Genomic DNA, 20,191 nt, shown 5'->3' on the forward strand with positions numbered 1-20,191 from the left:
AAATCATGAAGACAACCCTCGACTTGCCTCTTTTGCCATTGCGCGATGTCGTTGTTTACCCGCACATGGTCATCCCGCTGTTCGTGGGACGTGAAAAGTCGATCGAGGCCCTTGAGGCCGCGATGACAGGTGAGAAGCAAATCCTTTTGCTGGCTCAGAAGAACCCCGCCGATGATGATCCGGGTGAAGACGCCCTCTATCGCGTCGGCACCATCGCTACCGTCCTCCAATTGCTGAAACTGCCTGATGGCACCGTCAAGGTGCTGGTCGAAGGCGAGCAGCGTGGTTCGGTCGAGCGCTTTGTCGAGGTAGACGGTCATATCCGCGCTGATGTCGCCCTGATCGATGAGGTCGATGCGGCTGATCGCGAGTCCGAAGTTTTCGTCCGCAGTCTGCTTTCCCAGTTCGAACAATATGTGCAGTTGGGCAAGAAGGTGCCGGCTGAAGTACTGTCGTCGCTCAACAGCATCGATGAGCCGGGTCGCCTGGTCGATACCATGGCCGCCCACATGGCGCTGAAGATCGAGCAGAAGCAGGAAATTCTCGAAATCATCGACCTGGCCGCCCGCGTTGAGCACGTGCTCGCGTTGCTGGATGCCGAGATCGATCTGCTGCAGGTCGAGAAGCGCATTCGTGGCCGCGTCAAGAAACAGATGGAGCGCAGCCAGCGCGAGTACTACCTGAATGAGCAGATGAAGGCCATTCAGAAAGAGCTGGGTGATGGCGACGAAGGCCACAATGAAATCGAGGAACTGAAGAAGCGCCTCGAGGCTGCGGGCCTGCCGAAAGACGCCTACACCAAGGCTCAGGCCGAGCTGAACAAGCTCAAGCAGATGTCGCCGATGTCGGCTGAGGCTACCGTGGTGCGTTCGTACCTCGACTGGCTGGTGCAAGTGCCGTGGAAGGCGCAGAGCAAGGTCCGTCTTGACCTGGCCAAGGCCGAAGAAATTCTCGATGCCGACCACTACGGGCTGGATGAGGTCAAGGAACGCATCCTCGAGTACCTCGCCGTGCAGAAGCGCGTGAAGAAAATTCGCGGTCCTGTGCTGTGCCTGGTGGGTCCGCCCGGTGTCGGCAAGACATCGCTGGCTGAGTCCATTGCCAGCGCCACCAACCGCAAGTTCGTGCGCATGGCCCTGGGTGGCGTGCGTGACGAGGCTGAAATTCGTGGTCACCGTCGCACCTACATCGGTTCGATGCCGGGCCGCCTGATCCAGAAGATGACCAAGGTTGGCGTACGCAACCCGCTGTTCCTGCTCGATGAAATCGACAAGATGGGTAGCGACATGCGTGGCGATCCGGCTTCCGCCTTGCTGGAAGTGCTTGATCCCGAGCAGAACCACAACTTCAACGACCACTATCTGGAAGTCGACTACGACCTTTCCGATGTGATGTTCCTGTGCACCTCCAACTCGATGAATATCCCGCCGGCGCTGCTCGACCGGATGGAAGTGATCCGTCTGCCGGGCTACACCGAAGACGAGAAGATCAACATCGCGGTCAAGTACCTGCTGCCGAAGCAGATCAAGGCCAACGGTCTGAAGAAGGCCGAGCTGGAAGTCGACGTGGCGGCGATCCGCGACATCGTTCGCTACTACACCCGCGAAGCCGGCGTACGTGGCCTGGAGCGCCAGATTGCCAAGATCTGCCGCAAGGTGGTCAAGGAGCACGCCGGGCAGAAACAGGTTGGGGTCAAGGTCGGTAGTGACCGCCTGGAACACTTCCTGGGTGTGCGCAAGTTCCGTTACGGCCTTGCCGAACAGCAGGATCAGGTAGGCCAGGTCACCGGGCTGGCCTGGACCCAGGTAGGCGGCGAGTTGCTGACTATCGAAGCTGCGGTGGTACCGGGCAAAGGTCAGCTGATCAAGACCGGTTCGCTGGGTGATGTGATGGTCGAGTCGATCACCGCCGCGCAAACCGTGGTTCGCAGCCGGGCGAAGAGCCTGGGGATTCCTGCGGACTTCCACGAGAAGCGCGACACCCATATCCACATGCCTGAAGGCGCGACGCCGAAAGATGGCCCGAGTGCCGGTGTCGGCATGTGCACGGCCCTGGTTTCCGCGCTGACCCAGATTCCGGTGCGTGCTGATGTCGCCATGACAGGTGAAATCACGCTGCGTGGTCAGGTGTTGGCGATTGGTGGTTTGAAGGAGAAATTGCTCGCTGCTCACCGTGGTGGAATCAAGACAGTCATCATTCCGGAAGAGAACGTGCGTGATCTGAAAGAAATTCCTGACAATATTAAGCAGGATCTTCAGATTAAACCTGTCAAATGGATTGACGAAGTCCTCCAAATTGCGCTGCAATACGCCCCGGAGCCCTTGCCGGATGTGGCTCCTGAGATTGTCGCCAAGGATGAAAAACGCGACAGTGATTCCAAGGAACGAATCAGCACACATTAGTAAGTATTTAGCGGGGTGGCCTCGCTGACCGTTTTCAAGGTCCTTGTCGTAAAAGGCACTTAAGTGTCACAGGCCACTCGGCAGTTGTTTAAGCTTTTCCATTACATAGTTAGAAACAAACTCAATAGAGATATAAGGGGACTTAGAGTGAACAAGTCGGAACTGATTGACGCTATCGCTGCATCTGCTGATATCCCGAAAGCTGTTGCCGGCCGTGCGCTGGATGCAGTCATCGAATCTGTCACTGGCGCCCTGAAGGCTGGTGACTCGGTGGTTCTGGTAGGTTTCGGTACCTTCTCGGTAACCGATCGTCCTGCTCGTACCGGCCGCAACCCGCAAACCGGTAAGACTCTGGAAATCGCTGCTGCCAAGAAGCCTGGCTTCAAGGCCGGCAAAGCGCTGAAAGAAGCCGTCAACTAAGACGTTCTCTTCAGGCTTTCGCCTGGCTGGAATGGCCCTCGCGGCCAGCCCGCTTGTGAAGCACGAGCGATCAACAATTCGCCTGCTTCGCGCGTTACGAGAAGGCGCATCCCCGGATGCGCCTTTCTTCTATCAGGACTCTACCCACGCTCCGCGGTTGTGCTTTTGACACAGCCGTTTCTGGGGGACGCATGCTGCAGAATATCAGGGACAATTCACAAGGTTGGATTGCCAAGACCATCATCGGTGTCATCGTGGTACTGATGGCGCTGACCGGCTTTGACGCCATCTTCCAGGCCGTCAACCACAACAAGGATGCTGCCAAGGTCAACGGTGACACCATCAGCCAGAACGAGCTGAGCCAGGCTGTCGACACGCAACGTCGGCAACTGATGCAACGACTGGGCAAGGACTTCGACGCCTCCCTGCTTGACGACAAGATGCTGCGCGAAGCTGCGCTCAAGGGCTTGATCGAGCGGCAACTGCTGCTTCAGGGCGCCCGCGATGCCAAGTTCTCCTTCTCCGAAGCCGCGCTGGATCAGGTGATCCTGCAAACGCCCGAGTTCCAGGCGGACGGCAAGTTCAGCCCCGAGCGTTTCGATCAGGTCATTCGCCAACTGGGCTATGGCCGTCTGCAGTTCCGCGAAATGCTCGCTCAGGAAATGCTGATTGGCCAACTGCGCGCTGGTCTGGCGGGCAGTGGTTTCGTTACCGACTCGCAAGTTGAAGCGTTCGCTCGCCTCGAAAAGCAGACCCGTGATTTCGCTTCGCTGACCTTCAAGGCCGACCCTGCAGCCAGCAAGGTCACCGATGAACAGATCAAGGCGCATTACGACGAGCACGCCAAGGAGTTCATGAGCCCGGACCAGGTGGTCATCGACTACATCGAGCTGAAGAAGTCCGCGTACTTCGACCAGGTCAATGTCGACGAAAACGAGCTTCAGGATCTGTACCAGAAAGAAATCGCCAACCTCGCCGAACAGCGCCATGCCGCGCACATTCTGGTGGAAGTCAACGACAAGCAGGACGAGGCCAAGGCCAAAGCCCGCATCGAAGAAATCCAGCAGCGTCTGGCCAAGGGTGAAGACTTCGCGGCGCTGGCCAAAGAGTTCTCGCAGGATCCTGGCTCGGCCAACAGCGGTGGTGACCTGGGTTACGCTGGCAAGGGCGTCTACGATCCAGCCTTCGAAGACGCGCTGTATGCGTTGAACAAGGGTCAGGTTTCCGCGCCTGTGCGTACCGAGTTCGGCTTCCACCTGATCAAGCTGGTGGATGTGCAGGCGCCAGAAGTGCCGACCTTCGCCAGTCTGAAGGACAAGCTGAGCCGCGAGCTGAAGACCCAGCAGGTCGAGCAGCGCTTTGTTGAAGTCACCAAGCAACTGGAAGACTCGGCGTTCGAAGCCTCTGACCTGGCCCAGCCGGCCCAGGACCTGGGCTTGAAAGTGCAGACCTCGCAGCCTTTCGGCCGTGAAGGTGGCGACGGCATTGCTGCCAATCGTCAAGTGATCCAGGCGGCGTTCAGCCCGGAAGTGCTGGACGAGGGCTCCAACAGCTCGGCTATCGAGCTGGACCCGGAAACCATCGTGGTTATCCGTGCCAAGGAGCACCGCAAGCCTGAGCAACTGCCATTGGAAGCCGTTTCCGATGCCATCCGTGCTCACCTGGCTCGCGAGCAGGCCACTGCCGCGCTGAAAGCCAAGACCGAGGCCCTGATGGCTGGCCTGAGCGATGGCAAGATCGCTTACCAGCCGGTGCAGGACGGTCAGGCGTGGAAGGTCCAGGAAGCGGTCTCCCGCAGCCAGGACGGTATCGATCCGGTTACTCTGCAGGCGCTGTTCCGCATGAGCAAGCCTGAGGCCAAGGACAAGCCGGTTTACTCCAGCGTCATCCTGGCTGACGGTAGTGTCGTCGTGCTGCGCCTGAACGGCGTCAACGAAGGCACTGCGGCGAGCGAAGAGGAGAAGGGCCAGTACCGTCGCTACCTCGCTTCCCGTGCCGGCCAGCAGGACTTCGCGGCTTACCGCAAGCAGCTGGAAGCCAACGCGGAAATCACGCGTTACTGAGTGCTGTCGCGTTATTGAAAAAGGCCGCTGATGCGGCCTTTTTCATGTCTGCGGAACATGCCGCGCGTGCCCCGAGTGGTTATGTACGGGCAAAAGAAAAGGCCGCATTAGCGGCCTTTTCCGTTCCCGGGGAATTACTCCGAGATATCGCCCATGGCGGTGGTGTTGAAGCCACCGTCCACGTACATGATTTCACCGCTGACACCCGACGCCAGGTCGGAGCAGAGGAACGCGCCGGCGTTGCCGACTTCCTCGATGGTGACATTGCGGCGCAGTGGGGTTTGCGCTTCGTTGGCAGCCAGCATTTTGCGGAAGCTCTTGATGCCGGAAGCCGCCAGGGTGCGGATCGGGCCGGCGGAAATGGCGTTGACGCGGGTGCCTTCCGGGCCGAGGCTGCCGGCCAGGTAGCGTACACCGGCTTCCAGGCTGGCTTTGGCCATGCCCATGACGTTGTAGTTCGGCATGGTGCGCTCGGCGCCCAGGTACGACAGGGTCAGCAGGCTGCCGTTGCGGCCTTTCATCAGTTCACGACCGGCCTTGGCCAGGGCGACGAAGCTGTAGGCGCTGATGTCGTGGGCGATGCGGAAGCCTTCGCGGGTGGTGACTTCGGTGAAGTCGCCGTTGAGCTGGTCGCCCGGTGCGAAGCCTACGGAGTGCACGATGCAGTCCAGGCCGTCCCACTTCTTGCTCAGTGCTTCGAAGACGCTGGCGATGTCGTCATCGTTGGCAACGTCACAAGGGAAGCACAGCTCTGGGTTGGAGCCCCAGCCGGCGGCGAACTCTTCGACGCGGGCCTTGAGCTTTTCGTTCTGGTAGGTGAAGGCGAGTTCTGCACCCTCGCGATGCATGGCGGCAGCGATGCCGGATGCGATGGACAGCTTGCTTGCGACACCGACGATCAGTACGCGCTTACCAGCGAGAAAACCCATGTGTTGTTCCTCATTCAGGTTATATCGACAGCTGTGGGAGCCAGGAAAGCGGCCTCCAGCAACTGCTGTGTGTAGGGATGTTGTGGTTCGGCGAAAATACCCGCAGCCGGACCTTGTTCCACCACCTGACCCTGCTTGACCACCATCAGTTGGTGGCTCAGCACCTTGACCACCGCCAGATCGTGGCTGATGAACAGGTAAGTCAGGTTGTACTTGGTCTGCAGCGCACGCAGCAGTTCCACCACCTGACGCTGCACGGTCCGGTCGAGCGCCGAAGTGGGCTCGTCCAGTAGTATCAGCGCCGGTTTCAATACCAGTGCACGGGCAATGGCAATCCTTTGTCGCTGGCCTCCGGAAAACTCGTGAGGGTAGCGGTGCCGGGTTTCCGGGTCCAGACCTACTTCCCTCAGTGCCTCCATGATGGCTTCTTCCTGTTCCGCCTCCGTGCCTATCCGATGAATGCGCAGGCCCTCTCCGACGATGTCCCCCACGCACATGCGCGGGCTCAGGCTGCCGAAGGGGTCCTGGAAGACCACCTGCATCTGCCGCCGCAGCGGCCGCACCTGTTGTTGCGTCATGCCGTCCAGGGCCTGGCCCTCGAAGCGGATGGCGCCCTTGCTGGCGATCAACCGCAGGATCGCCAGACCCAGCGTAGACTTGCCGGAACCACTTTCGCCCACGATGCCCAGGGTCTGACCCTGAGGCAGGCTGAAGTTGATGCCGTCCACTGCCTTGACGTAATCGACGGTCTTGCGCAGGAACCCCTTCTTGATCGGGAACCAGACGCGCAGGTCCTCGACCTCCAGCAGCGGCGGGCCAACCGGGTTGGCGGCAGGCGTGCCGCTAGGCTCGGCGCCGAGCAGCATTTGCGTATACGGATGCTGCGGAGCGCGAAACAGTTCGTCACACGACGCCTGTTCGACGATGCAACCGCGCTGCATGACACATACGCGGTGTGCAATTCTTTTCACCAGGTTCAAATCGTGACTGATCAGTAACAGCGCCATGCCCAGCTTTGCCTGCAAACGCTTGAGCAATTCGAGGATTTTCAGTTGGACGGTGACGTCCAGGGCGGTGGTCGGTTCATCGGCGATCAGCAGTTCCGGCTCGTTGGCCAGGGCCATGGCGATCATCACCCGTTGCCGTTGGCCGCCGGACAGCTCGTGGGGCAGGGCCTTGAGGCGCTTGGCCGGCTCGGGAATGCCGACCAGCTCCAGCAATTCCAGGGTCCGCGCGGTCGCTTCCTTGCCGCGCAGCCCCTTGTGCAGCATGAGCACTTCGTTGATCTGCTTCTCGATGTTGTGCAGCGGGTTCAGCGAGGTCATCGGTTCCTGGAAGATCATCGCGATGCGGTTGCCACGGATGTGGCGCATCTTTTTCTCGTCCAGGTGCAGCAGGTCCTGGCCCTCGTAGCGAATGCTGCCGGAGGGATGGCGAGCCAGCGGGTAGGGCAAGAGGCGCAGGATCGAGTGCGCGGTGACTGACTTGCCCGAGCCGCTTTCGCCGACCAGGGCGAGGGTCTCGCCGCGGCGAATATCGAAACTGATGTTTTCCACCACCCGTTGCTGCTGCGAGCCGGTGACGAACTCGACGGCAAGGTCGCGTACTTCGATCAAGGTGTCCTTGTTCATTTCATTTCCTCGGGTCGAAGGCATCGCGGGCGGACTCGCCGATGAACACCAGCAGGCTGAGCATCACGGCCAGGACGGCGAAGGCGCTGATACCGAGCCAGGGCGCCTGCAGGTTGGACTTGCCCTGGGACACCAGCTCACCGAGGGATGGCGAGCCGGCCGGCAGGCCGAAGCCAAGGAAGTCCAGTGCGGTCAGGGTGCCAATGGCGCCGGTGAGAATGAAGGGCATGAAGGTCATGGTCGAGACCATGGCGTTGGGCAGGATGTGCCGGTACATGATCGCGGCGTTCTGCATGCCCAGCGCCCGCGCGGCGCGGACATATTCCAGGTTGCGTCCGCGCAGGAACTCGGCGCGGACCACGTCCACCAGGCTCATCCAGGAGAACAGCAGCATGATCCCCAACAACCACCAGAAGTTGGGCTGGACGAAGCTGGCGAGAATGATCAGCAGGTAGAGCACTGGCAGGCCTGACCAGATTTCCAGGAAGCGCTGCCCGGCAAGGTCCACCCAGCCGCCATAGAAACCCTGCAATGCACCGGCAATCACGCCGATGATGGAGCTGAGAATGGTCAGCGTCAGGGCGAACAGTACCGAGATGCGGAAGCCGTAGATCACTCGCGCCAGCACATCGCGGCCCTGGTCGTCGGTGCCCAGCCAGTTCTGCGCGGACGGCGGGGCGGGCGCCGGGACTTTCAGGTCGTAGTTGATGCTCTGGTAGCTGAACGGGATCGGAGCCCAAAGCACCCAGCTCTGCTTCTTCTCCAGCAGGTCGCGGATGTACGGGCTCTTGTAGTTGGCTTCCAGTGGGAATTCGCCGCCGAAGGTGGTTTCCGGATAGCGCTTGAACGCCGGGAAATAGAACTCGCCGTCGTAGCGCACGACCAGCGGTTTGTCGTTGGCGATCAGCTCGGCGCCGAGGCTCAGCCCGAACAGGATCAGGAACAGCCACAGTGACCACCAGCCGCGGCGGTTGGCCTTGAAGCGCTCGAAGCGGCGGCGATTGAGAGGGGACAGGTTCATCTCATTGCTCCCGGCTTTCGAAGTCGATACGTGGGTCGACCAGGGTGTACGTCAGGTCGCCGATCAGTTTCACCACCAGGCCGAGCAGGGTGAAGATGAACAGTGTGCCGAACACCACCGGGTAATCGCGGTTGATGGCGGCCTCGAAGCTCATCAGGCCCAGGCCGTCGAGGGAGAAGATCACCTCGACCAGCAGAGAGCCGGTGAAGAAGATGCCGATGAAGGCCGAAGGGAAGCCGGCGATCACCAGCAGCATGGCGTTGCGGAACACATGGCCATAGAGCACGCGGTTCGGCGTCAGGCCCTTGGCCTTGGCGGTGACCACGTACTGCTTGTTGATCTCGTCGAGGAAGCTGTTCTTGGTCAGCAGGGTCATAGTGGCGAAGTTGCCGATGACCAGCGCAGTGACCGGCAGTGCCAGGTGCCAGAAGTAATCGATGATCTTGCCGGTGGTGCTCAGCTCGTCGAAGTTGCTCGACGTCAGCCCCCGTAGCGGGAACCAGTCCAGGTAGCTGCCGCCGGCGAACACGACGATCAGCAGGATGGCGAACAGGAACGCGGGAATGGCGTAGCCGACGATGATCGCCGAACTGGTCCAGACGTCGAAGTGGCTGCCGTGGCGGGTGGCCTTGGCGATGCCCAGGGGGATCGACACCAGGTACATGATCAGCGTGCTCCACAGCCCGAGGGAAATGGACACCGGCATCTTCTCGGCGATCAGGTCGACCACCTTGGCGTCGCGGAAGAAGCTGTCGCCGAAGTCCAGGCGAGCGTAGTTCTTGATCATGATCCACAGGCGTTCCGGCGCCGGCTTGTCGAAGCCGTACATGCGCTCGATTTCCTGGATCAGGGCGGGGTCGAGGCCCTGCGCGCCGCGGTAGTTGGAGCCGGCAACCGACACTTCCGCGCCGCCACCGGCGATGCGGCTGGTGGCGCCCTCGAAGCCTTCGAGCTTGGCGATCATCTGTTCTACCGGGCCGCCGGGTGCGGCCTGGATGATGACGAAGTTGATGATCAGGATGCCGAGCAGGGTGGGAATGATCAGCAGCAGGCGCCGCAGGATGTAAGCCAGCATGTCACTGCTCCCCGTTCGCGGATGCCGCATCGCTCGGCGGTGTGACCGGGATGGCCGGCTTCACCTCTGGCTTGATCCACCAGGTCGTGATGCCGATATCGTACTTGGGCGGCGTTTCCGGGTGGCCGATATGGTTCCAGTACGCCACGCGCCAGGTCTTGATGTGCCAGTTGGGGACAACGTAGAAGCCCCACAGCAGCACGCGATCAAGGGCGCGGGTGTGAGCGACCAGGCTCTGCCGCGAATCGGCGTTGATCAGCGACTCCACCAGGCTGTCGACGGCAGGGTCCTTGAGCCCCATGAAGTTGCGGCTGCCGGGGTTGTCGGCGCTGCTGCTCTGCCAGAACTCACGTTGTTCGTTGCCCGGCGAGTTGGACTGCGGGAAGCCGCCGACGATCATGTCGAAGTCCCGCGAGCGCAGGCGGTTGATGTATTCCGCGACGTCGACCCGGCGAATGTTCAGGGTGATGCCGAGGTCGGCGAGATTGCGTTTGTAGGGCAGCAGGATGCGTTCGAACTCGGTCTGCGCCAACAGGAATTCGATGGTCAGCGGCTTGCCCTGGGCATCGACCATCTTGTCGTTCTCGATACGCCAGCCGGCTTCCTGCAGCAGCTTGTAGGCCTGGCGCTGCTGTTCGCGGATCATCCCGCTGCCGTCAGTTACCGGATTCTTGAAGGCTTCGCTGAACACCTGTTCGGGGACTTTCCCACGCAGCGGCTCAAGGATTTTCAGCTCTTCCGGACCCGGCAGGCCGCTGGCGGCCATTTCGGAGTTCTCGAAGTAGCTGCCGGTGCGGGTGTAGGCGCCGTTGAACAGTTGCTTGTTGGTCCACTCGAAGTCCAGCAGCAGGCTCAGTGCCTGGCGAACCCGCACATCCTGGAATACCGGGCGGCGCAGGTTGAAGACGAAGCCCTGCATGCCGGTCGGAGTGCCGTTGAGGATTTCTTCGCGGATCAGGCGTTTTTCCCGCACCGCTGGAATGTTGTAGGCGGTAGCCCAGTTCTTCGCGCTGGTTTCGAACCAGTAATCGAACTGGCCGGCCTTGAGCGCTTCGAGGGCGACGGTGTTGTCGCGGAAGTAGTCGACGGTGATGGTGTCGAAGTTGTAGAAGCCGCGGTTGATGGGCAGGTCCTTGCCCCAGTAGTCCTTGTCGCGCACCAGGCGGATCGTGCGGCCGGCTTTTACGTCGGCGACACGGTACGGACCGCTGCCAACCGGGACTTCCAGGCCGCTCTTGGTGAAATCGCGGCCTTCCCACCAGTGTTTCGGCAGGACGGGCAGTTGGCCGAGGATCAGCGGCAGCTCGCGGTTGTTGCTGTGCTTGAACTTGAACAGCACCCGCAGCGGGTCTTCGGCGACGACTTCGGCCACGTCGGCGTAGTAGCCGCGATACATGGGGGCGCCGTTCTTGATCAGGGTGTTGAAGGTGAACACGACATCTTCTGCGCGGATCGGCTTGCCGTCGTGAAAGCGGGCTTCGGGGCGCAGGTAGAAGCGTACCCAACTGTTGTCCGGGGCTTTCTCGATCTGTCGTGCGACCAGTCCGTATTCGGTGAAGGGTTCGTCAAGGCTGGCGCGGGCGAGGGTGTCGTAGATCAGCTCGATGTTGTCCGCCGGGACGCCCTTGCTGATGAACGGGTTGAGGCTGTCGAAGCCGCCAAAGCCGTTCTGGCGGAACGTGCCGCCCTTGGGGGCGTCGGGGTTTACGTAGTCGAAATGCTTGAAGTTGGCCGGGTACTTCGGCGCTTCGTTGTACAGGGTCACGGCGTGCTGCGGCGCGGCCAGGGTCGACAGGCTCAGGCTGGCCAGCAGCAGGCCGCCGAACAACTGGCGCAGACGAGGCATTGGCATCATTGGGCGTTCTCCGAAGGCGTGAGCCACCAACTATTCAGCCCGAGGGTGTAGGGCGGCGTGGCGACGAAGGCGAACCGGTTGCGGTAGGCCAGGCGGTGATAGTCGAGATACCAGTTGGGAATCATGTAGTGCTGCCAGAGCAGTACGCGGTCCAGGGCGCGGGCGGCGGCCACCTGGTCATCGCGGCTCTGGGCGGCAAGCAGGGCTTCGAGCAGGTGGTCGACCACCGGGCTGCTCACGCCAGCGTAGTTCTTGCTGCCTTTGGTCGTCGCCTGGCTGGAGTGAAAGTACTGCCACTGTTCCAGGCCCGGGCTGAGGGTCTGGGTCAGGGTCATCAGAATCATGTCGAAGTCGAACTGGTCCAGTCGCTGCTTGTACTGGGCGCGGTCGACTGTGCGCAGGCGTGCGTCGATGCCGATGCTGGCGAGGTTTTCCACGTAGGGCTGGAGGATGCGTTCCAGGTTCGGGTTGACCAGCAGGATTTCAATTTTCAGCGGTTGGCCGTTGCTGTTGAGCAGGCGCTGGCCGGACAGCTTCCAGCCAGCCTGGCCGAGTAAATCCAGGGCCTGGCGCAGGTTGTCGCGGCCGATGCCTCGGCCGTCGGTGCGGCTGACGCTGTAGGGCTGGGTCAGCAGCGCGGCGGGAAGCTGGTCGCGGTAGGGCGCCAGCAGCAGCCATTCCTTGCCCACCGGCAGACCTTCGGCGCTGAATTCGCTGTTGGGGTAGAAGCTGGTGGCGCGTCGATAGGCGTTGCTGAACAGCGCGCGGTTGGTCCATTCGAAATCCAGCATCAGGCCCAGCGCCTGGCGCACGCGGCGGTCGGCGAAGGCGGCGCGGCGGCTGTTCATGAACAGGCCTTGGGTCTGGGTCGGGATCTGGTGCTTGATCTGCGCCTGGATGACCTCGCCACGGCGCACGGCCGGGAAGTTGTAGCCGTTGGCCCAGTTTTTCGCCTGGTGCTCGATATAGATATCGAATTCGCCGGCCTTGAAGGCTTCGAAGGCCACATCGCTATCGCGGTAGAACTCGTACTCCACTCGGTCGAAGTTGTACTTGCCGCGGTTGACGGCGAGGTCCTTGCCCCACCAATCCTTGACCCGCTCGAACACCAGGCGTCGCCCCGGCTGCACCTGGGTGATGCGATAGGGGCCGCTGCCCAGCGGCGGCTCAAAGGTAGTGGCCTTGAAGTCGCGTCCTTTCCAATAGTGCTGGGCGAGCACCGGCATCTCGCCCAGGCGCAGGATCAGCAAGGGGTTGCCGGCGCGCTTGAAGACGAAGCGAATGCGCTGCGGGTTGAGAATGTCGACCCGCTGCACTTCCTGAAGGTTGGTGCGGTAGATCGGGTGACCGTCCTTGAGCAGGGTGCGGTAGGAGAACGCAACGTCTGCCGCGGTGATGGGGCTGCCATCGTGAAACCGGGCTTCGGGGCGCAGGTTGAACACCACCCAGCTGCGGTCCTCGCTGTACTCCACCGAGCGGGCGATCAGGCCGTAGCTGGACGTTGCTTCATCACCGGACGGGTCGTACTGGCCGGTGCCGACCATAAGGGTTTCGTTGAGCTCACTGACCCCGTATTGCAGGAAGTTCGGCGTGGTTACCGGACTGCTGCCCTTGAAGGTGTAGGGGTTGAGCGTATCGAAGGTGCCGAATGCCATGGCCCGCAAGGTGCCTCCCTTGGGAGCTTGCGGGTTGACCCAGTCGAAGTGGGTGAATTTGGCAGGGTACTTGAGCGTGCCGAACTGGGCGTAACCGTGACTTTCGGTGATGGTCGCGCCCGCGGGAAAGCTCAAGGCCAGGCTGAGTGACAGCAGGAGGGGACGTATCAAGTCGGCGATCCGATCCAGGCGGCTTGGGCTTTATTGTCCCTACAGTAACAGCTTGTATCAGCAGGAAAAAGGGCGCATCCCCAGACGTCAACGCACCGCTCCATGGCGGTGCGTTCCACTTAATGAGGCAGATAGACGGTGAGGGTCTGGCCGGGCTTCAGCGCCTGGCCGCTGCGTGGGTTCCAACGCTTGAGGTGCTGCATTTCCACGTTGAAGCGTTTGGCGACCAGATACAGCGAGTCACCCTTGCGAACCTTGTACTGGGTGGCGCGTTTTTTCGCATCAGCGGCGGAGAGTGAGGCGACCGTGGTGGCGGGCTGAACGCCCTGCATGACCAGGGTCTGGCCGGGCTTGAGGCGGTTGCCGCTGAGCTTGTTCCAGCGCTGCAGGTCGTTGACGCTGACGCGGTTGGCCTTGGCGATGCTGCCCAGGCTGTCGCCGCGCTTGACCCGGTAGCGGGTGCTGCGGGCCGGTGCCGAGGCTTCCGCCAGGGCGGCTTCGAACACTGCGGACTTCGGCCGCAGGGTGAGCAGTTCTTCGGGTCTCATGTTCGACAGGCTGGTGGTGAGTAACTGCGCCTTGGCAGTGGGCACCAGCAGTTGCTGCGGACCGTCCACGGTCATGCGCTTCTTGAAGGCCGGGTTGAGCTGGAACAGTTCGTCTTCGTCGATCTCGGCCAGGGCCGCGACCCGTGACAGGTCAACACGGTCCTTGATCGCGACGGCTTCGAAATACGGTTCGTTGGCGATCGGGTTGAGGTTCACGCCGTAGGCCTGCGGGGTCAGGACCACTTGCGACAGGGCCAGCAGCTTGGGCACGTAGTCGCGGGTTTCCTGGGGCAGGGGCAGGTTCCAGTAGTCGGTGGGCAGGCCGAGGCGCTCGTTGCGCTCGATGGCCCGGCTGACGGTGCCTTCACCGGCGTTGTAGGCCGCCAGGGCCAGTAGCCAGTCACCGTTGAACATGTCATGCAGGCGGCCCAGGTAGTCGAGGGCGGCGTTGGTCGACGCGGTGATGTCGCGACGGCCGTCGTAGAAGTTGGTTTGACGCAGGTTGTAGTGGCGCCCGGTGGACGGAATGAACTGCCATAGCCCGACAGCGTGGGCGCGAGAGTAGGCCATGGGGTTGTAGGCGCTCTCGATGGCTGGCAGCAGTGCCAGTTCCAGCGGCATGTCGCGCTCTTCGAGGCGTTCGACGATGTAGTGGATGTAGAGGCTGCCGCGATCACCCGCGGTTTCGAGGAAGGTCGGGTTGCTGGCGAACCACAGGCGCTGCTGCTCGATGCGCGGGTTGACGTTGATGTCGTCCTGCAACTGGAAGCCCTGGCGAATGCGCTCCCAGACGTCCTGCGGCGCCTGCTCGACCGGCTTGGCCTGGACGAACACAGGCTTTTGCTTGATACGAGGCTGGACGTGCATGCGAACGCTTTCGGCGTCGCCCATTTGACTGGTGCTCTGGCAGCCCACGAGAGTGGCTGACAGGCCGAGCGCGATGGCCTGTGCCAGGCGCGTCAGGGCGACGGTTTTGAAGGTTCTGCGGCAAGTGGACGACATTGGCTGGGATAAAGTTCCGGGCGAAAATGTCGGGCGATTCTAGAAAGCGGCCCACACTCGGTCAACCTTTCAGAACTGTACGGTCATCAAGCGGCAATCCTTAGAACGTATCCTTCCAGGCCCGCAAGCCAGCAAAAACAGCACTTGGCGTAGGGTTTATAGCCCCTGTCCGTTCGTCTGCTTTTTCTTTAACGGATGTTTCCCCGGTGCGTAAAAAGGGGTTGGTGAGCCTTTCCAGCGCGATGGTTGATGGCAACGTGATGCGATTTTCCGCACGCAAGCGGGTAACTTCCTCGAATCGCTGGGCAACATGCGGGTTTTCCGGCTCAACGGCGCGAGCGAAGCGCAGGTTGCTCAAGGTGTATTCATGAGCGCAGAAGACGAGGGTCGCCTCAGGCAGCGCCGCCAACCGTTGCAGCGAGCCGTGCATTTGCACCGGCGTGCCTTCGAACATCCGGCCGCAGCCGGCGGCGAATAGCGTGTCGCCGCTGAACAGAAGGGGCGTTGGCGTGCGCTCGGTGAAATATGCAATGTGTCCGAGGGTGTGGCCGGATACCGCGAATACCAGGAAGTCCACGCCCAGCACCTGGACCTCGGCATTGTCCTCCAGGGCCACGTCGCGGGCCGGGATTTGCTCGTGGGCCGGCCCGCAGACCCGCGCGCCAGTGGCGGCCTTCAATGCTTCGACACCGCCAACATGGTCATGGTGATGGTGGGTGATGAGGATGTCCTCAAGGCGCCAGTCCGGATGGCTTTCCAGCCAGGCCAGCACGGGTGCCGCGTCGCCCGGGTCGACCACCGCGCAGCGACGACTGGCGGGATCCTGCAACAACCAGATGTAGTTGTCGCTGAAAGCGGGCAAGGCTTCTATCTGTATCATCGAGCGATTCGCCAAACGTGGGACAAGGGTGCATCTTAGTAGCTATGTGCTCTGTCGAGAACCTTCCAGGGAGATTGCAATGACCGATCAAGCCTTCGCCCAGGCCGATCCGGAGTGGCTCGAACTGATCAGCCAAGCCCGTGACTGGTTCGCCGGGCCCTTGGGGCAACTGATGCTCAAGGAGGAGCAACGCCTGCTGGAGGAAGAACTGGGGCGCTATTTCGGTGGCTACCTGGTGCACTACGGGCCCAGTGCCGAGCCGCCGCCGACCGCGCCGCAGGTGCAGCGTAATGTTCGTCTCGGCGCGCCGCTGCCCGGAGTGGAGATCGTCTGTGAGGAACAGGCCTGGCCGCTCAGCGAGCATGCCGCTGATGTTGTCGTGTTGCAGCACGGGCTGGATTTCTGCCTGTCGCCCCACGGCCTGCTGCGTGAAGCGGCGAGCAGCGTGCGTCCTGGCGGTCACTTGCTGATCGTCGGGATCAATCCCTGGAGCAGTTGGGGCATGCGCCGGGTGTTCGCTCATGATGCATTGCGCAAGGCGCGCTGCATCTCGCCTTCGCGGGTTGGCGACTGGCTTAACCTGCTGGGTTTCGCGCTGGAGAAACGCCGTTTCGGGTGCTATCGTCCGCCGCTTGCTTCTCCAGCCTGGCAAACCCGGTTGGCGGGGTGGGAACGCGTTGCCGGGCGCTGGCAGAGTGCCGGGGGCGGGGTCTATCTGCTGGTGGCGCGCAAAATGGTGGTCGGCTTGCGGCCCCTGCGCCAGGCGCGTCGCGAACCGATGGGCAAGCTGCTGCCGCTGCCGCTGGCCAAGGTCAACCGCCAGTCTCCCCACCCTGAAGGCAGAACCTTCAACGATGAATAAGGCTGTACATGAGCGATAGCGTCGAGATCTACACCGATGGCGCCTGCAAGGGCAATCCTGGCCCTGGCGGCTGGGGCGTCCTGATGGTTTGCAAGGGCGTCGAGAAAGAGCTCTGGGGTGGCGAGCGCGACACCACCAACAACCGCATGGAATTGATGGCGGCGATCAAGGGCCTGGAGGCATTGCGTCGTGAATGCGAGGTACTGCTGGTGACCGACTCGCAGTACGTCATGAAGGGCATCACCGAGTGGATGACCAACTGGAAGAAGCGCGGCTGGAAGACCGCTGCCAAGGAGCCGGTGAAGAACGCCGACCTCTGGCAACTGCTCGATGAGCAGGTCAACCGGCACAAGGTCACCTGGCAATGGGTTCGCGGGCATATCGGTCATCACGGCAACGAGCGTGCCGATCAGTTGGCCAACCGCGGCGTTGACGAGGTGCGCGGCGTTCGCTGACACGCTCCGCCGATGAATCCGGGACGCGACGGCGAAGGTGGGGTAAGATTCGCCGCTTTGAGCAACACGGCAGGAGATCACCGACGTGGATTTGCAAAACAACAGGTCGGTCGTCCTCGATACCGAGACCACCGGTATGCCGGTCACCGACGGTCACCGGATCATCGAGATCGGCTGCGTCGAACTGGTTGGCCGGCGGCTGACCGGGCGTCACTTCCACGTTTACCTGCAGGCGGACCGTGACAGCGACGAGGGCGCCATCGGCGTCCACGGTATCACCGACGAATTCCTCAAGGACAAACCGCGCTTCGCCGAAGTCGCCGACGAATTCTTCGAGTTCATCCAGGGTGCGCGGCTGATCATCCACAACGCGGCGTTCGACGTTGGCTTCATCAACAACGAATTCGCCCTGCTCGGCCAGCAAGACCGCGCCGACATTTCCCAGCATTGCGAAATCCTCGACACCCTGGTGATGGCGCGTGGTCGCCACCCGGGTCAGCGCAACAGCCTCGACGCGCTTTGCAAACGCTACGGCGTCGACAACTCGGGCCGTGAACTGCACGGCGCGTTGCTCGACTCCGAGTTGCTCGCCGATGTCTTCCTGACCATGACCGGTGGCCAGACCAGCCTTTCGCTGGCGGGTCACGATGGGGAAGGCGAGGGCGGGTCTGACCAGGGCAGCGAGATTCGTCGTTTGCCGGCTACACGCCAGGCAGGACGAATCATCCGCGCCAGTGCCGCTGAGCTGGAAGGCCACGTGGCGCGTCTTGGCGCCGTCGCAAAGTCAGCGGGCGGCCCCGCCCTCTGGCAGCAACTGGCCGAGGCCAACTGAGGCATTTTCCGCGCGTCATGGCGGCAACCTTCTACCCTGAAATGAACGGCCCACGGGGCCTGTCGCAGGAAGAAGGTAGCGCCGCCCATGTACAAGGACCTCAAGTTCCCCGTTCTTATCGTTCATCGTGACATCAAGGCCGACACCGTGGCCGGCGACCGCGTGCGTGGCATCGCTCAGGAGCTCGCGCAAGACGGTTTCACAATCCTCAGCGCCACCGATTACGCCGAAGGCCGGCTGGTAGCCGCGACCCATCATGGCCTCGCTTGCATGCTGATCGCCGCCGAAGGGGCTGGCGAAAACACCCACCTGCTGCAGAACATGGTCGAGCTGATTCGACTGGCCCGCTCACGTGCGCCGCATTTGCCGATCTTTGCCCTCGGTGAGCAGGTCACCCTGGAAAATGCCCCGGCCGATGCCATGAGCGAACTGAACCAGTTGCGCGGCATTCTCTACCTGTTCGAAGACACCGTGCCCTTTCTCGCCCGCCAGGTCGCGCGGGCGGCACACAATTACCTGGACGGTCTGCTGCCGCCGTTTTTCAAGGCGCTGGTGCAACACACGGCCCAGTCCAACTATTCCTGGCATACCCCGGGGCACGGTGGCGGTGTGGCCTACCGCAAGAGTCCGGTGGGGCAGGCGTTTCATCAGTTCTTTGGGGAAAATACCCTGCGCTCGGACCTCTCGGTATCGGTGCCGGAGTTGGGTTCCCTGCTGGATCACACCGGCCCCTTGGCGGAGGCGGAGGCCCGCGCGGCGCGTAATTTCGGCGCCGACCATACCTTCTTCGTGATCAACGGCACGTCGACCGCGAACAAAATCGTCTGGCATTCCATGGTCGGTCGCGACGATCTGGTGCTGGTGGATCGCAACTGCCACAAGTCGGTGTTGCATGCGATCATCATGACCGGCGCCATTCCGTTGTACTTGTGCCCGGAGCGCAATGAACTGGGCATCATCGGGCCGATTCCGCTCAGCGAGTTCAGCGCCGAGTCGATCCGCGCGAAGATCCTCGCCAACCCGCTGGCCCGTGGGCGCGAGCCGCGGGTGAAGATGGCGGTGGTGACCAACTCCACCTATGACGGCCTGTGCTACAACGCCGAACTGATCAAGCAGACGCTTGGCAGTAGCGTTGACGTGCTGCACTTCGACGAGGCCTGGTATGCCTATGCGGCCTTCCATGAATTCTTTGCCGGGCGCTACGCCATGGGCACATCGCGCGGCGCCGACAGCCCGCTGGTGTTCAGCACCCACTCAACCCACAAGCTGCTGGCGGCTTTCAGCCAGGCGTCGATGATCCATGTGCAGAACGGCGGCAGCCGGCAACTGGATCGCGATCGCTTCAACGAAGCCTTCATGATGCATATCTCCACCTCGCCGCAGTACAGCATCCTCGCCTCGCTGGACGTGTCCTCGGCAATGATGGAGGGTCCGGCGGGTCGTTCGCTGCTCCAGGAAATGTTCGATGAGGCGCTGAGTTTTCGCCGGGCCCTGGCCAATTTGCGTGAACACATTGATGCGCAGGACTGGTGGTTCAGCGTCTGGCAGCCGCCGCGGGTCGAAGGGATTCACCGCATCGCCACCGAGGACTGGTTGCTCGAACCCCAGGCGCAGTGGCACGGGTTTGGCGATGTCAGCGAGGACTATGTGCTGCTCGATCCGATCAAGGTGACGCTGGTCATGCCTGGTCTGGATGCGGGCGGCAGCCTCGATCGCCAGGGTATTCCCGCTGCGGTGGTCAGCAAGTTTCTCTGGGAGCGCGGGTTGGTGGTGGAGAAGACCGGGCTGTATTCCTTCCTGGTGCTGTTCTCCATGGGTATCACCAAGGGCAAGTGGAGCACGCTGCTCACTGAGTTGCTGGAGTTCAAGCGCAACTACGACGCCAACACCGACCTGCTGCAAAGCCTGCCCTGTGTCGCCGCGCAGGATCCGCAGCGCTACCGCGGCATGGGCCTGCGCGACCTCTGCGATCAACTGCACGCCTGCTACCGCAGCAACGCCACCGCCAAACAGCTCAAGCGCCTCTACACCCGTCTGCCGGAAGTGGCGATGAAGCCTGCCGACGCCTACGACAAGCTGGTTCGCGGAGACGTCGAGGCGGTGCCCATCGATCAATTGTTAGGGCGTATTGCTGCGGTGATGCTGGTGCCTTATCCGCCGGGCATTCCGCTGATCATGCCGGGTGAGCGTTTCACCGAAGAAACCCGCTCGATCGTCGACTATCTGGCCTTTGCCCGGGCGTTCGACAGCGGTTTTCCCGGCTTCGTTGCCGATGTGCACGGCTTGCAGCAACAGGAGGAGGGTCGCGTCTACACCGTGGACTGCGTCAAGGAGTAGCGGACCCTGGCAACGGCCAGATGCTAGAATCCGCCGCTTGAATTCAGGAGGTA

Annotated in this window: 15 protein-coding genes; 7 read left to right on the forward strand and 8 right to left on the reverse strand. The window is 61.8% G+C overall.

The genetic code is table 11. The annotated features are described in order from the left end of the window. Positions 1-5 precede the first annotated feature (5 nt). From lon to HWV67_RS14160, 3 genes are all read left to right on the forward strand, one after another. On the forward strand, positions 6-2,402 hold the full coding sequence (gene lon / locus HWV67_RS14150; protein ID WP_095159207.1) for an endopeptidase La: 2,397 nt from the start codon (positions 6-8) through the stop codon (positions 2,400-2,402). 147 nt (positions 2,403-2,549) lie between these two features. After that, positions 2,550-2,822 carry an HU family DNA-binding protein gene (locus tag HWV67_RS14155; protein ID WP_175651666.1) on the forward strand — a complete coding sequence of 91 codons (273 nt, stop codon included), beginning with the start codon at positions 2,550-2,552 and terminating at the stop codon, positions 2,820-2,822. A gap of 191 nt (positions 2,823-3,013) precedes the next feature. After that, on the forward strand, positions 3,014-4,885 hold the full coding sequence (locus tag HWV67_RS14160; protein WP_175651667.1) for a SurA N-terminal domain-containing protein: 1,872 nt from the start codon (positions 3,014-3,016) through the stop codon (positions 4,883-4,885). A gap of 134 nt (positions 4,886-5,019) precedes the next feature. On the opposite strand, the gene fabI is transcribed toward HWV67_RS14160, so the two are convergent. The 8 genes from fabI to gloB all read right to left on the reverse strand — a co-directional run bounded on the left by fabI (position 5,020) and on the right by gloB (position 15,652). Continuing rightward, positions 5,020-5,814, reverse strand: a complete 795-nt coding sequence (gene fabI, locus HWV67_RS14165) for an enoyl-ACP reductase FabI (RefSeq protein WP_095159210.1) — start codon at positions 5,812-5,814, stop codon at positions 5,020-5,022. Between the two features lie 14 nt (positions 5,815-5,828). Next, positions 5,829-7,445, reverse strand: coding sequence for an ABC transporter ATP-binding protein (locus HWV67_RS14170; protein ID WP_175651668.1), 1,617 nt, complete (start codon positions 7,443-7,445; stop codon positions 5,829-5,831). Position 7,446: 1 nt separating this feature from the next. After that, positions 7,447-8,466 carry an ABC transporter permease gene (locus HWV67_RS14175; RefSeq protein ID WP_095159212.1) on the reverse strand — a complete coding sequence of 340 codons (1,020 nt, stop codon included), beginning with the start codon at positions 8,464-8,466 and terminating at the stop codon, positions 7,447-7,449. Between the two features lies 1 nt (position 8,467). After that, positions 8,468-9,541: a microcin C ABC transporter permease YejB gene (locus HWV67_RS14180; protein WP_095159213.1), complete on the reverse strand. Its 1,074-nt coding sequence runs from the start codon at positions 9,539-9,541 to the stop codon at positions 8,468-8,470. 1 nt (position 9,542) lies between these two features. Continuing rightward, on the reverse strand, positions 9,543-11,396 hold the full coding sequence (locus HWV67_RS14185; RefSeq protein ID WP_175651669.1) for an extracellular solute-binding protein: 1,854 nt from the start codon (positions 11,394-11,396) through the stop codon (positions 9,543-9,545). After that, a complete protein-coding gene (locus HWV67_RS14190) occupies positions 11,393-13,222 on the reverse strand; it encodes an extracellular solute-binding protein (protein WP_175651670.1) in 1,830 nt (609 codons plus the stop codon). The genes HWV67_RS14185 and HWV67_RS14190 overlap by 4 nt, the downstream gene beginning before the upstream one ends. A gap of 119 nt (positions 13,223-13,341) precedes the next feature. After that, a complete protein-coding gene (locus tag HWV67_RS14195; protein ID WP_175651671.1) occupies positions 13,342-14,772 on the reverse strand; it encodes a transglycosylase SLT domain-containing protein in 1,431 nt (476 codons plus the stop codon). Between the two features lie 100 nt (positions 14,773-14,872). Continuing rightward, a complete protein-coding gene (gene gloB, locus HWV67_RS14200) occupies positions 14,873-15,652 on the reverse strand; it encodes a hydroxyacylglutathione hydrolase (protein WP_175651672.1) in 780 nt (259 codons plus the stop codon). 79 nt (positions 15,653-15,731) lie between these two features. Between gloB and HWV67_RS14205 the strand changes: the two genes are divergently transcribed. The 4 genes from HWV67_RS14205 (at position 15,732) to HWV67_RS14220 (ending at position 20,138) form a co-directional block, all read left to right on the forward strand. After that, positions 15,732-16,514, forward strand: a complete 783-nt coding sequence (locus HWV67_RS14205; RefSeq protein WP_095159217.1) for a class I SAM-dependent methyltransferase — start codon at positions 15,732-15,734, stop codon at positions 16,512-16,514. Positions 16,515-16,522: 8 nt separating this feature from the next. After that, positions 16,523-16,969, forward strand: a complete 447-nt coding sequence (rnhA, locus tag HWV67_RS14210) for a ribonuclease HI (RefSeq protein WP_175651673.1) — start codon at positions 16,523-16,525, stop codon at positions 16,967-16,969. A 91-nt stretch (positions 16,970-17,060) separates the two neighbouring features. Continuing rightward, entirely contained in the window at positions 17,061-17,801 is a 741-nt protein-coding gene (gene dnaQ / locus HWV67_RS14215) for a DNA polymerase III subunit epsilon (RefSeq protein WP_256680134.1), read from the forward strand. Positions 17,802-17,888: 87 nt separating this feature from the next. Beyond that, complete coding sequence (locus tag HWV67_RS14220) at positions 17,889-20,138, forward strand: Orn/Lys/Arg decarboxylase N-terminal domain-containing protein (RefSeq protein ID WP_175651675.1); 2,250 nt, start codon at positions 17,889-17,891, stop codon at positions 20,136-20,138. Positions 20,139-20,191 lie beyond the last annotated feature (53 nt).

This window comes from Pseudomonas sp. Marseille-P9899, assembly GCF_903166565.1.
Classification (GTDB): domain Bacteria; phylum Pseudomonadota; class Gammaproteobacteria; order Pseudomonadales; family Pseudomonadaceae; genus Aquipseudomonas; species Aquipseudomonas huaxiensis.

What these genes read in the sequence shown, in the direction of transcription:
- lon (WP_095159207.1), top strand. Translation starts at nt 6, where the DNA reads ATGAAGACAACCCTCGACTTGCCTCTTTTGCCATTGCGCGATGTCGTT.
- HWV67_RS14160 (WP_175651667.1), top strand. Translation starts at nt 3,014, where the DNA reads ATGCTGCAGAATATCAGGGACAATTCACAAGGTTGGATTGCCAAGACC.
- fabI (WP_095159210.1), bottom strand. Translation starts at nt 5,814, where the DNA reads ATGGGTTTTCTCGCTGGTAAGCGCGTACTGATCGTCGGTGTCGCAAGC.
- HWV67_RS14170 (WP_175651668.1), bottom strand. Translation starts at nt 7,445, where the DNA reads ATGAACAAGGACACCTTGATCGAAGTACGCGACCTTGCCGTCGAGTTC.
- HWV67_RS14175 (WP_095159212.1), bottom strand. Translation starts at nt 8,466, where the DNA reads ATGAACCTGTCCCCTCTCAATCGCCGCCGCTTCGAGCGCTTCAAGGCC.
- HWV67_RS14180 (WP_095159213.1), bottom strand. Translation starts at nt 9,541, where the DNA reads ATGCTGGCTTACATCCTGCGGCGCCTGCTGCTGATCATTCCCACCCTG.
- HWV67_RS14185 (WP_175651669.1), bottom strand. Translation starts at nt 11,396, where the DNA reads ATGATGCCAATGCCTCGTCTGCGCCAGTTGTTCGGCGGCCTGCTGCTG.
- HWV67_RS14195 (WP_175651671.1), bottom strand. Translation starts at nt 14,772, where the DNA reads ATGTCGTCCACTTGCCGCAGAACCTTCAAAACCGTCGCCCTGACGCGC.
- gloB (WP_175651672.1), bottom strand. Translation starts at nt 15,652, where the DNA reads ATGATACAGATAGAAGCCTTGCCCGCTTTCAGCGACAACTACATCTGG.
- HWV67_RS14205 (WP_095159217.1), top strand. Translation starts at nt 15,732, where the DNA reads ATGACCGATCAAGCCTTCGCCCAGGCCGATCCGGAGTGGCTCGAACTG.
- rnhA (WP_175651673.1), top strand. Translation starts at nt 16,523, where the DNA reads ATGAGCGATAGCGTCGAGATCTACACCGATGGCGCCTGCAAGGGCAAT.
- HWV67_RS14220 (WP_175651675.1), top strand. Translation starts at nt 17,889, where the DNA reads ATGTACAAGGACCTCAAGTTCCCCGTTCTTATCGTTCATCGTGACATC.